General features: G+C 67.3%; 10 protein-coding genes. 5 read left to right on the top strand and 5 right to left on the bottom strand.

Annotated features, from left to right (window positions below; all coding sequences use genetic code 11):
• The 3 genes from ACXI0U_RS03390 to ACXI0U_RS03380 are packed head-to-tail and all read right to left on the bottom strand — an operon-like array spanning position 1 to position 2,946.
• Entirely contained in the window at positions 1 to 759 is a 759-nt protein-coding gene (locus ACXI0U_RS03390) for a glucose 1-dehydrogenase (RefSeq protein WP_479549737.1), read from the bottom strand.
• A complete protein-coding gene (locus ACXI0U_RS03385) occupies positions 756 to 2,432 on the bottom strand; it encodes an FAD-binding protein (RefSeq protein ID WP_479549736.1) in 1,677 nt (558 codons plus the stop codon). The genes ACXI0U_RS03390 and ACXI0U_RS03385 overlap by 4 nt, the downstream gene beginning before the upstream one ends.
• Positions 2,433 to 2,439: 7 nt before the next feature.
• Positions 2,440 to 2,946 carry a flavin reductase family protein gene (locus ACXI0U_RS03380; RefSeq protein WP_271660189.1) on the bottom strand — a complete coding sequence of 169 codons (507 nt, stop codon included), beginning with the start codon at positions 2,944 to 2,946 and terminating at the stop codon, positions 2,440 to 2,442.
• 357 nt (positions 2,947 to 3,303) lie between these two features.
• On the opposite strand from ACXI0U_RS03380, the gene ACXI0U_RS03375 reads away from it, so the two are divergent.
• From ACXI0U_RS03375 to ACXI0U_RS03365, 3 genes are all read left to right on the top strand, one after another.
• A complete protein-coding gene (locus ACXI0U_RS03375) occupies positions 3,304 to 4,488 on the top strand; it encodes an acyl-CoA dehydrogenase family protein (RefSeq protein ID WP_479549735.1) in 1,185 nt (394 codons plus the stop codon).
• Positions 4,489 to 4,795: 307 nt separating this feature from the next.
• The gene (locus ACXI0U_RS03370) at positions 4,796 to 5,929 is read left to right on the top strand and encodes an LLM class flavin-dependent oxidoreductase (RefSeq protein WP_271660187.1); all 1,134 of its coding nucleotides are present in this window, start codon (positions 4,796 to 4,798) and stop codon (positions 5,927 to 5,929) included.
• Between the two features lie 531 nt (positions 5,930 to 6,460).
• Positions 6,461 to 7,414, top strand: coding sequence for an IS1595 family transposase (locus ACXI0U_RS03365; protein WP_271660814.1), 954 nt, complete (start codon positions 6,461 to 6,463; stop codon positions 7,412 to 7,414).
• 122 nt (positions 7,415 to 7,536) lie between these two features.
• Here ACXI0U_RS03365 and ACXI0U_RS03360 read toward each other — a convergent pair whose 3' ends face one another.
• On the bottom strand, positions 7,537 to 8,415 hold the full coding sequence (locus ACXI0U_RS03360) for an SDR family NAD(P)-dependent oxidoreductase (protein ID WP_479549734.1): 879 nt from the start codon (positions 8,413 to 8,415) through the stop codon (positions 7,537 to 7,539).
• A gap of 67 nt (positions 8,416 to 8,482) precedes the next feature.
• Positions 8,483 to 10,240: an FAD-dependent oxidoreductase gene (locus ACXI0U_RS03355; protein WP_479549733.1), complete on the bottom strand. Its 1,758-nt coding sequence runs from the start codon at positions 10,238 to 10,240 to the stop codon at positions 8,483 to 8,485.
• A gap of 221 nt (positions 10,241 to 10,461) precedes the next feature.
• On the opposite strand from ACXI0U_RS03355, the gene ACXI0U_RS03350 reads away from it, so the two are divergent.
• Both ACXI0U_RS03350 and ACXI0U_RS03345 read left to right on the top strand, forming a co-directional pair.
• A complete protein-coding gene (locus ACXI0U_RS03350; protein WP_479549732.1) occupies positions 10,462 to 12,099 on the top strand; it encodes a DUF1302 domain-containing protein in 1,638 nt (545 codons plus the stop codon).
• 20 nt (positions 12,100 to 12,119) lie between these two features.
• Positions 12,120 to 13,496, top strand: coding sequence for a DUF1329 domain-containing protein (locus tag ACXI0U_RS03345; protein ID WP_479549731.1), 1,377 nt, complete (start codon positions 12,120 to 12,122; stop codon positions 13,494 to 13,496).
• Positions 13,497 to 13,525 lie beyond the last annotated feature (29 nt).

The raw sequence follows: 13,525 nt of genomic DNA, 5'->3' as shown, positions 1-13,525 counted from the left end.
TCAGAGCAGGCCGCTGATGGTCTGCGCGTTGTCGATGCGCAGCTCGCTGCCGCTGATGAAGCGCGACTCGTCGGAGGCGAGGAACAGCACCAGGGCGGCGATATCCTGCGGGGCGCACATGCGGTTCAGCGGGTTCTTGTCCAGCTCGCCCTGGGGGATCGCCTGGCCGCCGGTCAGCGCCTGGGTCATCGGCGTGTTGATGCCGTCCGGGTGCACGCTGTTGCAGCGGATGCGGTAGCCCTGGTGCTTGCAGTGCAGCGCCACGGAACGGGTCAGCGCCGCCACCGCGCCCTTGGAGGCGGAGTAGGCGCAGAAGGCCGGCATGCCGCCCAGGGCCGCCACCGAGGACATGTTGACGATGGAGCCGCCGCCGCTGTCCTTCATCGCGCCGATGGCGTACTTGCAGCCGAGGAAGTAGCCGTCGCTGTTGATGCGCTGCACCTTCTGCCACAGCTCCAGGCTGGTGTCCTCGACGCTGCCGACGGCAAGGATGGCGGCGTTGTTCACCAGCACGTCGAGGCGGCCGAACTTCTCCAGGGTGAGCTTGATGACGTTCTGCCAATCCGCCTCGCTGGCGATGTCCTGGCGGATGAACAGCGCCTCGCCCCCGATCTCGGCGGCCACCTGGCGGCCGGCCTCTTCGTTGAGGTCGGTGAGCACCACCCTGGCGCCTTCGCTGGCCAGCAGCAGTGCATCTTCGCGACCGACGCCACTGGCGGCGCCGGTGACGATGCAGACCTTGCCTTCGACTCGTTTCATCGTTGTTCTCCTTGATAAGCCAGAGCGGCACGAACCAGGCCCGCCACATGAGCGCCGACCCGCCGCCCGGAATGGACGCAGTCGGCCAGCGACAGGCCGGATACATAGAAATTGGAAGCGACGCCCACGGCGTTGCGGCCGGCGGCGAACAGGCCGGCGACCGGCTGGCCGTCGGCACCGAGCACCTGGCCGCTGCGCTCGCACACGGCGAGGCCGCCGAGGGTGATCACCGGGCAGGGGAAAAGCTTGCTGGCGAAGGACAGGTCCAGGGCGTACCAGGGCCCGGCGCCCAGCTCGGCGAGGAAGCCGCGCGACTTGCCCAGGGCGTCCTCGCGCTCGCCACGGGCTGCGGCGCTGTAATCGGCAAGGGTGCGCTGCAGGTTGCCCAGCGGCAGCCCGCTGCGCTCGCTCAGTTGCGCCAGGGTGTCGCCACGGCGGGCGTTGAACAGCATGTTGAGCACCGCCGGCAGGCGCTGGAAGCTCCACACCTTGCCGGGGCCGACCTGGGCGAAGGCTTCCTTCAGCAGCGCGCGGTTGAGGATGAGCACGGCGCGGCCACCCTGTTCCTCGACCATGGCGTGGCCGAGCTTGGCGCCATAGACCTCTTCATTGCAGTAGCGCAGGCCCTGGTCGTTGACGATCACCCCACGGGCCCAGGCCAGCGGCGGGTTGATGAAGCGCCAGGCGCTGGCCCGCTCCATGCGCGACAACTCGCCACCGACGCTGGCCCCCAGGCGGATGCCGCTGCCGTCGCAGCCGCTGGTGCCCAGGGGCAGGCCGTCGAGGTAACGCGGCGCATGCACGCCGAGCATGGCGCGGTTGAAGACGAAGCCGCCGGCGCTGAGCAGCACGCCGTGCTCGGCACGGATCAGCCGGCGCCGCGCATGCTCGCGCTCCAGGGTGCGCAGGCGGCGGCGCCAGCGTTCGGCCAGGGCCGGCGCGTAGGGATGGATGGCGTCGGTCCAGCGTGACAGCCGCGCATGCTGCTTCGCCGCACGGCTGCCCGTGGGCAATTCCCAGGCCTCGACGCCGATCACGGTGCCGGACGCATCCAGCACCAGGCGCTGCACTTCGCACTGGCTGCGCAGGCGCACGCCCAGGCGCAGCGCGCTGGTGGCCAGGGGGCGGAACAGGTTGATGCCGGACATGCCCGAACCCAGGGCGCGGTGGCCACGGGGCGCCGGGCGGGCCTTGGCGGCGTATTCGGGCACCGCCTCGTTGCCGGAGTAGTAGAGGAAGTACTGGTCGCTGGGGTAGGAGGTTTTCAGCGGCGGCACGCTGCCCTGGAAGGCGGCGCCCTGGCGCTCCAGCCAGGCGAGGTTGGCGCGGCTGGTTTCGCAGAACCCGCGCAGGGTTTCGGCGCTGACTGCCTCGCCCACCTCTTCGCGCAGGTAGGCGTACATGGCCTCGGGCGTGTCTTCGACGCCGGCCTCGGCCTGCTGCGGCGTGCCACCACCGGCATAGACCACCCCGCCGCTGCGGGCGGTGGCGCCGCCGCCGGCGAAACGGTCCAGCGCCAGCACCGACAGCCCCTGCTCGGCGGCTTCGATGGCGGCACAGACACCGGCGCCGCCGAAGCCGACCACCAGCAGGTCGGCGCTGTCGTCCCAGTCCAGCTGCGCGGCGTCATGCACGCGCAGCGGGGCGTGCGGGTCCTGCTCCATGGCCGTCATGGCGCCCTCAGCTCGCCGCGGCCAGCGAGGAGGCGGTGGTGGTGTAGGTGCCGTCGAGGTAGACCAGCGGGCTGATCTCAGCGCTGTTGTGGATCTCGACGATGCGCCCGATGAACACCGTGTGGGTGCCGTAGCTGAAGCGCCCGTCCTGCTGGCAGAGGATCGCCGACTGGGCGTCGCCCAGGTAGGGGATGCCGCCGGGGCTGGTGCGCCAGTCGCCGCGCTGGAACCGCGCCTCGCCCTTTATCGGGCCGCTGCACAGGTGCGACAGCTCCTCCTGCTCCAGGCCGAGGATGTTCACGCAGAAATCCGCCCCGGCCTCCAGCACGGCGTGCAGCGACGCGGTGCGGTTGACGCAGATGAGCAGGGACGGCGGCTCCGTGGAGAGCGAGTCCACCGCCGTGGCCGACATGGCGAACCGCTCGCGGCCATTGCTGGTGGTGATGATGGTCACGGACTTGGCCAGGCGACGCATCGCCTGGAGCATCTCGCCCTTCAGTTCGGCCTGGCTCATGGCACTGCCCTCTTGTGGTTCTCAGGTGCCGTCGATTCTTCGCCAGGGCCCGGGGCCGGTCATCGTCCGAGGGGACTAGTTGGGTGATAGGTGATTTCGGGGGAGGCCCGATCGCGAATGAATTCACTCCCACGGGAAAGCCAGCTGCGTAGCCTGGGCTTCAGCCCGGGAATGGCGTGACCGGCGTCCCCGGGCTGAAGCCCGGGCTACAGGGTGATGGAAAGCTTCGCGAGCAGAGCTCGCTCCTACGGTGCGTGCGTGCGCCGGCATATGGTCCGTTTGAGGGATGCCGGCTGTTTTTCCGGTTGCTTGAATGCCCGCGAGAGGTGGCAAGCCCTTAACCGGAGAACAACAAAAATGCTCGACCACGACCTGATCCGCCAACGCCTGAAACAACGTGCCCGTGAGCTGGTGCCGGTGCTGCGCGAGCGCGCGCCGCTGGCCGCGAAGAATGGCCAGCTGCCCGAGGAGACCCTGCGTGATTTCCACGAGGCGGGGTTCTTCCGCATCCTCCAGCCGGCGCGCTGGGAGGGCTACGAGCTGGAGCCCGGTGATTTCTTCGAGGTGCAGATGACCCTCGCCGAGGGCTGCATGTCGTCGGCCTGGGTGCTGGGGGTGATCGCCATCCACAACTGGCAGCTGGCGCTGTTCGACGACCGCGCGGCGCAGGATGTGTGGGGCGCGGATTCCAGCGTGCTGATCTCCTCGTCCTATATGCCGGTGGGCAAGGTCACCCGGGTGGACGGTGGCTTCCGCCTCAGCGGCCGCTGGGGCTTCTCCTCCGGCAGCACGCACTGCCAGTGGGCCTTCCTCGGCGCCATGGTGCCGCCGGAGAAGGAAGGCGACGGGCCGGACTATCGCACCTTCCTGGTGCCGCGCAGCGACTACCAGGTGCTCGACAACTGGGACGTGATGGGCCTGGAGGCCACCGGTTCCCACGACGTGCAGGTGCAGGACGCCTTCGTGCCCGAGTACCGCACCCACCGCTCCATCGACGGCTTCCTGCAGAACAGCCCCGGCAACGCGGTGAACGCCGCGCCGCTGTTCCGCCTGCCGTTCGGGCAGATCTTCGTGCGTGCGGTGTCGTCCGCCACCATCGGCGCGCTGCAGGGCGCCATCGACCTGTTCATCGAGGCCAACAAGAACCGCATCGGCGTCAACGACGGCCGCAAGATCGTCCAGGACCCCGGCGCCCAGAGCGCCCTGGCCAACGCCATGGTCACGGTGGATGAATGCCGCAGCGTGCTGCTGCGCAACTTCGAGCTGATGATGCAGCGCGCCCGCGCCGGCGAGCCGCTGACCATGGCCGAGCGGGTGAAGATGCGCTACGACTCGGCCATCGTTCCGGACAAGTGCGCCCAGGCGGTGGAGACGCTGATGTACAACAGCGGCGCCTCGACCATTTTCCGCCAGCACGGCATCAACCGCGCCTTCCGCGACATCCACACCGGCCGCGCCCACGTCGCCAACTGCCCCGGCAAATACGCCCTCAACCTCGGCGCGGTGGGCATGGGCCTGGAGAGCAGCGACTTCTTCCTCTGATGCATCGCCGTGCCCCGGCTCGGCACCGCTTGGTGGACATGAAAAGCGATGTCCACCCTACACACGGGTCACGCCCGGCATGGGTGGATGCGCCTTTTTCATCCACCCTCGGCGTGCCCGGCGATAACCCGCGCCCGCTCCCATAAAACCTGCCACGACGCCCGCCCCGCGCGGGCGTCGTGCCGTTCGGGAGGCCTGCGGGGATTAGTCTGTTTGGGGGATTCCACGTCATTTCGCTTGCCACACCATGCGCCCAAGGCCCGGTGTTCCGGGCCGACCAGACCAAGAACAACAAGGGCCAAAGCGCATGAAATTTTCCCTGATCTACGAGGCACAGACGATCGACTCCAGCCGCGAGGGCGACCGTCGCATCTTCGACGAAACCGTCGAGCAGGCGGTACTCGCCGACAAGCTCGGTTTCGACACCTTCTGGTGCGTGGAGCACACCGCGCTGACCAACTACTCGCACATGTCCGCACCGGAAACCATGCTCGCCTTCGTCGCCGGCAAGACCGAGCGCATCGGCATCGGCCACGGCGTGGTGTGCCTGCCTCCGGCGATGAACCACCCGGTGAAGGTGGCCGAACGCATCGCCACCCTCGACCTGCTGTCCAAGGGCCGCGTGCACTTCGGCGTGGGCAAGGGCGGCACCCAGCAGGAGGCCGGCACCTTCGGCTACGACCTGGCGACCCTGCAGCCGCAGATCGACGAAGCCATGTACCTGATCCCGAAGATGTTCGTGCAGGACGAGATCGAACATAACGGCGACTTCGTGAAGATCCCCCGCCGCCCCATCCACCCCAAGCCCTACCAGGACCCGCACCCGCCGATGTACCTGGCCTGCACCAACACCGAGTCGCTGAAGAACGCCGGCGGCCGTGGCATGGGCGCCCTGGTGCTGGGCTTCGGCGGCCCCGAGGAGATCGCCAAGAAGGTGGCCGTGTACCACGAGGCCTGGGACAACCGCGACGAGAAGCAGCAGGTGGGCTTCCGCCCCAACCGCCATATCGCCGCGCTGTGCCCGGCCATCGTCCTGGATGACAACGAGAAGGCCCGCGCCATCGGCATCCGTGGCCAGCGCTACTTCATGGAATCCCTGGCCTACTGGTACGCCGGTGGCGAGCGCCCGGACCCGGAGAAGTGGAAGGACGACACCTTCGTCGACGGCAGCGGCCAGGCGGTGATCAAGTCGCGCTTCGCCTCCGAGGAAGTCACCGTGGACTTCTCCGACCCGACCATGGCGATGATGAACCCCAACCACGCCTACGGCACCGTGCAGGACTGCATCGGCTACGTGCAGCGCCTGATCGACGCCGGCGCCGACGAGATCCTCTTCATCTGCCAGATGGGCACCGTGCCGCAATGGGCGCAGATCGAAACGCTGAAGAACATCGGCGAGCATGTGATCCCGTACTTCCGCAAGCAGGCCAACAAGGGCTGAGTCCTGGCGGTGTGAGCGGACGGGCCTCCATGAGGCCCGTTTTTTATTGGGCGATGATTCGCGAGATGGCGGCGACGTGCTTGGGATCTGGTGGGCTGAAGCCCACCCTACAAACGCCGGATAGTGCGTGCACAACAGCGCTACAGAGTTTCAGGCTCGACTCCGCCTGGTGGAGGTAAAGAGCGACCTCCACCCTACACAGCGGTCATGTCCGTGGGCTGGATCGGCAACGGCGCAGGGTGGGCTTCAGCCCACCGCTCTTCGGTCGGCTCGGTGCCTGGCGGGTTCTCGAGCTCTGCTGATAGTCCGAATCCACAGTCTGCCCCTGCCCTTTTGCGACCTACCTGGGTTCGTCGTGTGCATGGCCTTTGGTGGGCTGAAACGGAGCGCCGCCCGGCCCACCCTACGTAGCGGTCATGTTCGCGCGTTGGATCGGCAAGGTGTGTAGGGGCGAATTCATTGGCTCTGTCTGCGTTAAGTGTTGCTAGCTTCTAGACTTGTCGTTACGGCATCTCTTTCAGGAGGTCTGCCATGCGTGCGACAGAGTTTCGGAGCTGGCTATCTCGCCTGACTCAGCTCAACCAAACCCAGCGGGATCAGCTTCAAACACAGCTGTCCTGCCCCCAGGGCATGCTGGCGGAGGCGCTGGAGCCTCCCGAGCATTGCCCCCACTGCCAAGCCACGGCCTTACGCCCATGGGGTTCCAGTCACGGCTTGGCCCGCTACCGATGCCGAACCTGCAGGCGCACGTGCAATGCGCTGACGGGCACGCCATTGGCTCGACTGCGTCATCGGGAGTGTTGGGGGCGCTATGCCGAAGCCATGGTGAAAAGCCTGACGGTGCGCAAAGCCGCTGAACATTGCGAGGTTCACAAGAACACCGCATTCCGCTGGAGGCACCGTTTCTTGCGCTTGATCGCCGAGCATCGAGCGCAGCACGAATCAGGGATCGTCGAGGCCGACGAGACCTTCTTCCTGGAGTCATTCAAAGGTCAGCGCAACCTGTCACGCGAGGCCCGCAAGCGCGGGGGCAGAGCACGGCGCAAAGGATTCACGGCCGAGCAGATCCCGGTCCTGGTGGTACGTGATCGGAGTGGGCAGCACGCCGACTTCCAGTTGAAACAACTCAATGCCGCGCACGTAGGTGAAGTGCTACGGCCGTTGCTCGATCCCGACGCGGTGCTGTGCACGGACAGCGCCGCGATCTACCAGAGCTTCGCCAAGGCAGAGGGCATTACCCACCATCGCGTGAATCTGCGCCAGAAGCGCCGCACCGATGGCGCCTTTCACATCCAGAACGTCAACGCCTATCACGGCCGTTTGAAGCTCTGGATGAAGCGCTTCAACGGTGTTGCGACCAAGTACCTGGAGAACTACCTGGGCTGGCGACGGCTGCTTGAGCGTTATGGAAATGATCTCAACCCTTTGATTTGTATGAAGGAATCGCTCGGCGACTATCCAGTGCAACAGCTAACGCAGACATAGCCAATTCATTCGCCAGGCGGTGCGCAGCGCCGCCGCTCTCGTGGGAGCGAATTCATTCGCGAAGGGGGTTCACATGGAAGCGAAAGAACCGCCCGGACGGCGCCGGGCGGTTGTGGATAACCTCAGATCACCCGCGCCGGGTGCTGCATGCGCGGCTCGCCGAGCATCTCGCGGTAGGACGGTGGCTGGCGGCCTTCGGCTTCGCTGATGCCGTAGCCCTGGGCCAGCTCGGCGGTGACCAGGGTCTGGCCGGAGAGCGTTTGCAGTTGCGGGTCCTGCAGCAGCGCGTGGATGACCCGGCCGTTGAACTCCGGGGTTTCCGCCACAGCGAGGAAGGCTTCGTACTGGTCGGCACGGGCGGCGCCGGCGATGGCGGTGCGCTCGGTGCGCTGGGGGCCGAGCCACAGGGAAACGGCGGCGACGCCGGTGCCTTCGAAGTCCACCGCCATGTCGGCGGCGAACTTGTCCACACCGGCCTTCTGCGCGCCATAGGCCGGGCCGTGCATGTAGCAGCCGGCGCCGTAGGATGAGACGAAGGCGATCAGGCCCCGGCCGTTCTTCAGCAGCAGCGGCGCCGCGTGGTAGCTGGCGACATAGGCCGAGCGCAGGCCGACGTCGAGGATGTCCAGCAGCGCCAGGGGCTTCTCCCAGAAGGGGCCGGGGTCGATGAGGTTTTCGTGGAGCAACGCAGCGTTGTTCACCAGCAGATCGAGCCGGCCCTGCTCGCGCTCGATGCGGGCGAAGAGTGCGCGCACCTGCGCGTCGTCGCGGTGGTCGCAGGGCACGGCGATGCCCTGCCCGCCCGCGCGGTTCACCGCCTCGGCGGTTTCGGCGAGGCTGCCGGGCAGCAGCTGGCCGCGCAGGTGGCTGGCGCTTTCGGTGGCGGAGCGGCCGCTGAGGTAGACGGTCATGCCCGCCGCGCCAAGGGCGATGGCGATGCCCTTGCCGACGCCACGGCTGGCGCCGGTGACCAAGGCGATTTGGGGGGTGTTTGCAGTCATCGGGATTGATCCTCTTCGTGGAGCGAATTCATTCGCGAAAAGGGCCGCGCAGCGGCCCCATGGAGGTTCAGGAGGGCAGGCTTGCAGCCTGCTTCGCGAATGAATTCGCTCCTACCGATCGTTCGTCCTCACCGTGGATATGCGTTGCGGCGAGGAACCCGAAGACCATGGCCGGGCCGATGGTGGAGCCGGCGCCGGGGTAGGTGCGGCCCATCATCGAGGCGGCGCTGTTGCCGATGGCGTAGAGCCCGGCGATGGGCGTGCGGTCTTCACGCAGCACCCGGGCGTGCGGGTCGGTGAGCAAGCCGCCCTTGGTGCCGATGTCGCCGGCATTCACCTGCACCGCGTAGAACGGCGGCTTCAGCAGCGGCGCCAGGCAGGGGTTGGGCTGCACGCTGGGGTCGCCGTAGTAGCGGTCGAACAGCGACTCGCCCTTGTGGAAGTCCTCGTCCTTGCCCGCCACCGCCATGGGGTTGAAGCGCTCGACGGTGCGCAGCAGGCCGCCGGCGTCGACGCCGATCTGCCGGGCCAGTTCGCCGAAGCTGTCGGCCTTGTGGAAGTAGCCCAGCAGGTGCTTGGGCAGGCGCTGGTCGGGCATGGCGTAGCCCGGCAGCAAGGCACCGCAGGGGTATTTGCGGCGGAACTCGGCGTCGAAGATCAGCCAGCAGGGCACGCTGGTGGCGGCCTCGCTGTCGTGCTCGTACATGGCGTAGACGATGTCGGTGTAGGGCGCGGCTTCGTTGACGAAACGCTGGCCCGCCGAGTCCACCAGGATGCAGCCCGGCAGGGTGCGCTCGACGAACAGCGCGCGCTGTTTTTCCTCGCCCTGCACCTGGGTGGTCGGCGCCCACCAGCTGTGCCCCATCAGCGCGGTGGCGGCGCCCAGGGCCTGGCCGGCGCGGATGGCATCGCCAGTGTTGTAGGGCGGCGTGGCGCTCCAGGTGCTTTGCGACGGCTGCGGGTGGTACTGGCTGCGCATGGCCTGGTTGCGTTCGAAGCCACCGGCGCCGAGCACCACGCCACGGCGGGCCTCGATCAGCAGGCGCTGGCCATTGCGGATGACCTCGGCACCGGTGATCCGGCCGCCCTCCTCCACCAGCCGCTCCAGGCGGCACTCCAGCCAGACCGGCACCTGGCGCTCCAGCAGCGAGCAGCGCAGGGCGGCAACCAGGGCGTTGCCCAGGGTGAGGAAGCGGTCGCGTTTGGAACGCAGGCGCCCGGGCAGGTCGCGCCAGTAGCGCCAGAGGATGCGCAGGGTCAGACCCAGCCAGCCGGGGCCACGGCAGAGCAGCACCTGGGCCTCCTTCATGGTCATGGCCACGCGGCCCATCATCAGGGTGCCGGGGGACGGCTCGCGCATGCGGGCGAATTCGTCGCCCAGCAGGCGCGCATCGAAGGGCAGCGGGTCCATGGAGCGGTAGCCCGGCTTGCCGCCGGGCACCTCCGGGTAATAGTCGGCGTAGTGCGGCTGGGCCTCGAAGCGCACGTGGGAATTCTCTTCGAGGTAGCGCACCACCTGGTGGCCCTGCTCGACATAGGCCTCGATGCGCCCGTCGTCGATCTCGCCGTGGGTCACGGCGCGGATGTAGGCGATGGCCTCGGCGGCCGAATCCTCGCCACCGAGGGCGGCGATGCGGTGGTTGCAGGGCACCCAGATGCCGCCGCCGGAGACCGCCGAAGTGCCGCCGTAGCGGTCGCTCTTCTCGATCAACAGAACCCTGGAACCGAGGTCGTGGGCACGCAGGGCGGCGGTCATGGCGCCTGCTCCCGAGCCCACCACCAGTACGTCGCAGCTTTCATCCCATTGCCGTCGGTTCGCGTTCATCGGGTCGCTCCCTTGTTGTTATGGATACGCGGTCCCGAAGGATTCTCGGCAGCGCTCCAGCGCCCAACATCGTCCGTTGGGACTAAGCCGCCACACCCGCATCGCGTAGTCCCTTCGGACGATGTTGGGCGCCAACGGTGACCACATAGTCAGCCCGCCACACCCACTCAACCTTGGGCCTGGCGGACCGAGCCGTGCCCAGACACGCCGAGAGCGACGACATGATAAGAACAAGAAAATGCCGACCCCTTGCACCGCTTCACCTGGCCATCCGCGCGGCAGGCCTGGGCCTTGCGCTGGGCCATGCCGGGCAGAGCCAGGCGCTGGCCTTCCAGCCCAGCGATGACCTGAAGATTTCCTGGGACACCACCCTGACCTACGCCATGGCCTGGCGCACCGAGTCCCGCGACCATGCGTTGTCCAACGGCTTTCCCAATGCCGGCATCGCCAACATCGACGACGGCAACAACGCCTTCGACCGGGGCAGCCTGATCGCCAACCGCGCCAGCTTCCTCACCGAAGCCAACTTCAACTGGCGCGACGACTTCGGCCTGTTCATCCGCGCCAGCGGCTTCTACGACGACGTCTATAACCGCAGCAACGACAACGGCACCGGCACCTCCAACTGCTTCGCCGGCGGCCAGTGCTCCAAGCCCAACCGTTTCTCCGACGACACAGTCGACCAGCACGGCCGCGACATCCGCCTGCTGGACAACTACCTCTACGGCGCCTGGGACATGGGCGGCCACGACCTCAACCTGCGCGTGGGCGACCAGGTGGTGAGCTGGGGCGAGAGCCTGTTCATCAGCAACGGCATTTCCTCGGCCATGGCCCCGGCCGACGGCACCAAGGCCAACACCCCGGGGGTGGAGATCAAGGAGATCTTCCTGCCGGTGGGCCAGGTGTTCGGCCAGATCAGCCTCACCGACAACCTCGGCCTGCAGGCCTATTACCAGTACGAGTGGGCCAAGACCGAGATCGATGGCGTGGGCAGCTTCTTCTCGGTCACCGACCAGATGGACGAAGGCGGCTTCACCGATGCCTTCGGCCTGACCCGCCGCCTGCACGACGACAAGCCCGGCGACAGCGGCCAGTACGGCGTGGCCATGACCTACGTGGCCGAGTCGCTGAACAACACCGAGTTCGGCCTGTACTACATCCGCTTCCACGACAAGGCGCCGACCCTGGACTTCCTCAGCCACTGGAACAGCGGCGAGTACCAGGTGCGCTACTTCGACGACATCGACCTATACGGCGCGAGCTTCTCCACGGTGGTGGGCGAAACCAACGTCAGCGGCGAGGTGAGCTACCGCGACGGCCAGCCGGTGCTGGTGGACACCGGGCTGACCCCACACGCGGTACGGGCCAAGACCATGCAGGCGCAGGTGTCCTTCATCCATGCCTTCGGCAACCTGCCCATCGCCGACAACACCACCCTGACCGGCGAGCTGGGCTACAACGAGGTGCTCGACAACGACAAGGCGCCGAGCTTCAACGTCTTCGTCCCGGACGGCCTCGGCGGTGCCTTCCCGCTGACCACCAACAACACCGACAAGCTTTACAACGACAAGAGCGCCTGGGGCTACACCCTCAACCTGTCGCTGGAGTACCTGAACCTCTTCGAGGGTTGGGACCTGACCATCCCGCTGATCTACAGCCAGTCCCTGGGCGGCGATTCGTCGCTGGCCGGCAGCTTCGGCATGGGCGAAGGCGATGACCGCCTGGGCATCGGCACCACCTGGCGTTACCTCAACAACTTCACCATCGAGGCCCGCTACAACGCCTTCCTGGGCGACGCCGGCGACACCCCGCTGGCCGACCGCGACAACTTCGGCCTCAGCGCCAAGTACAGCTTCTGAGCCGCAGCAGGAGAGTCGAGATGCACGCTTACAACAACGCACCGCTGCTCGCCGCCCTCGCCCTTGCCAGCCTCGCCAGCACATCGGTGCTGGCCGGGGTCGGCCCCGAGGAAGCCGCGCGCCTGGGCCAGGACCTGACGCCCATGGGCGCCGAGAAGGCCGGCAACGCGGATGGCAGCATTCCCGAATGGAGCGGCAAGTGGCTCGGCGCGCCGCCCCATGTGAAGTTCGACGGCACCGGCCACAAGCGCCCCGATCCCTACGCCGGCGAGCAGCCGCTGTTCACCATCACCGCGGCCAACCTGGAGCAGTACAAGGACAAGCTCTCGGACGGCCAGGTGGCGCTGCTCAAGCGCTACCCGGCGACCTACCGGATTCACGTCTACCCCAGCCACCGCGACTTCCGCTACTCGCCCGTGGTGGAAGCCAATATCAAGCAGAATGCCCTCGACGCCGAGCTGGTGCACGACGGCTACGGCGTGATCAATGCCTTCGGTGGCTCACCCTTCCCGATCCCGAAGAACGGCTTCGAGCTGATGTGGAACCAGAACCTGCCGGCCCGCGCCTGGAAGGAGGAAGCCACCTACAAGATGGCCCTGGTGCTGGGCAACGGGAACCGGGTGGAGGAGAAGGTCGGCTACCAGATCCTTTCCCAGTGGGACGAGCCCACGGGTTCGGCGGCGACCTTCGAGGGCACCCAGGCCTGCGCCATGATCAGCACCCAGGAGCCGGCCCGAAAGAAGGGCGAGATCATCCTCAGTTGCGACTTCAGCGACCCGGTGGCCAAGCCGCGCCAGGCCTGGCAGTACCTGCCCGGCAACCGCCGGGTGCGCCGCGCGCCCACCATCGGCTACGACACGCCCTACGGTGCCGGTGGCTTCCGCGTGATGGACGAGGACCGCCTGTTCAACGGCGCGCCCGACCGCTACGACTGGACGCTGGTGGGCAAGCAGGAGATGGTCATCCCCTACAACAACTACGCCCTGGATGACCCGGACCTGCCCGCCAGCGAACTGACCGCCGGCAGCGGCCACCTCAACCCCGACCACGTGCGCTTCGAGCTGCACCGCGTGTGGGTGCTGGAGGCCAACCTCAAGGCAGGCAAGCGCCACATCTACGGCAAGCGCCGCTTCTACCTCGACGAGGACAGCTGGAGCGCCGCCCTCGGCGACAACTACGACGGCAAGGGCCAGCTCTGGCGGACCAACACCCAGACCTCGGTCTACGCCTACGAGGTGGAAGCCTTCCACGCCCGCGTCGCCATCTACCACGACCTGCTCGCCGGCTCCTACATGGCCGACCGCCTGGTCAATGGCCTGGCCCCGGCCCGGCTCAACGACGCCAGCTTCGACGCCAGCTACTTCACCGCCGCCAGCCTGCGCAAGCTGGGCAAATAGCCCCGTCGCCACCCCGCCCCAACCGGGGC

Source organism: Pseudomonas sp. C9D1, assembly GCF_056491235.1.
This window is presented reverse-complemented; position numbering and strand designations above follow the sequence as displayed.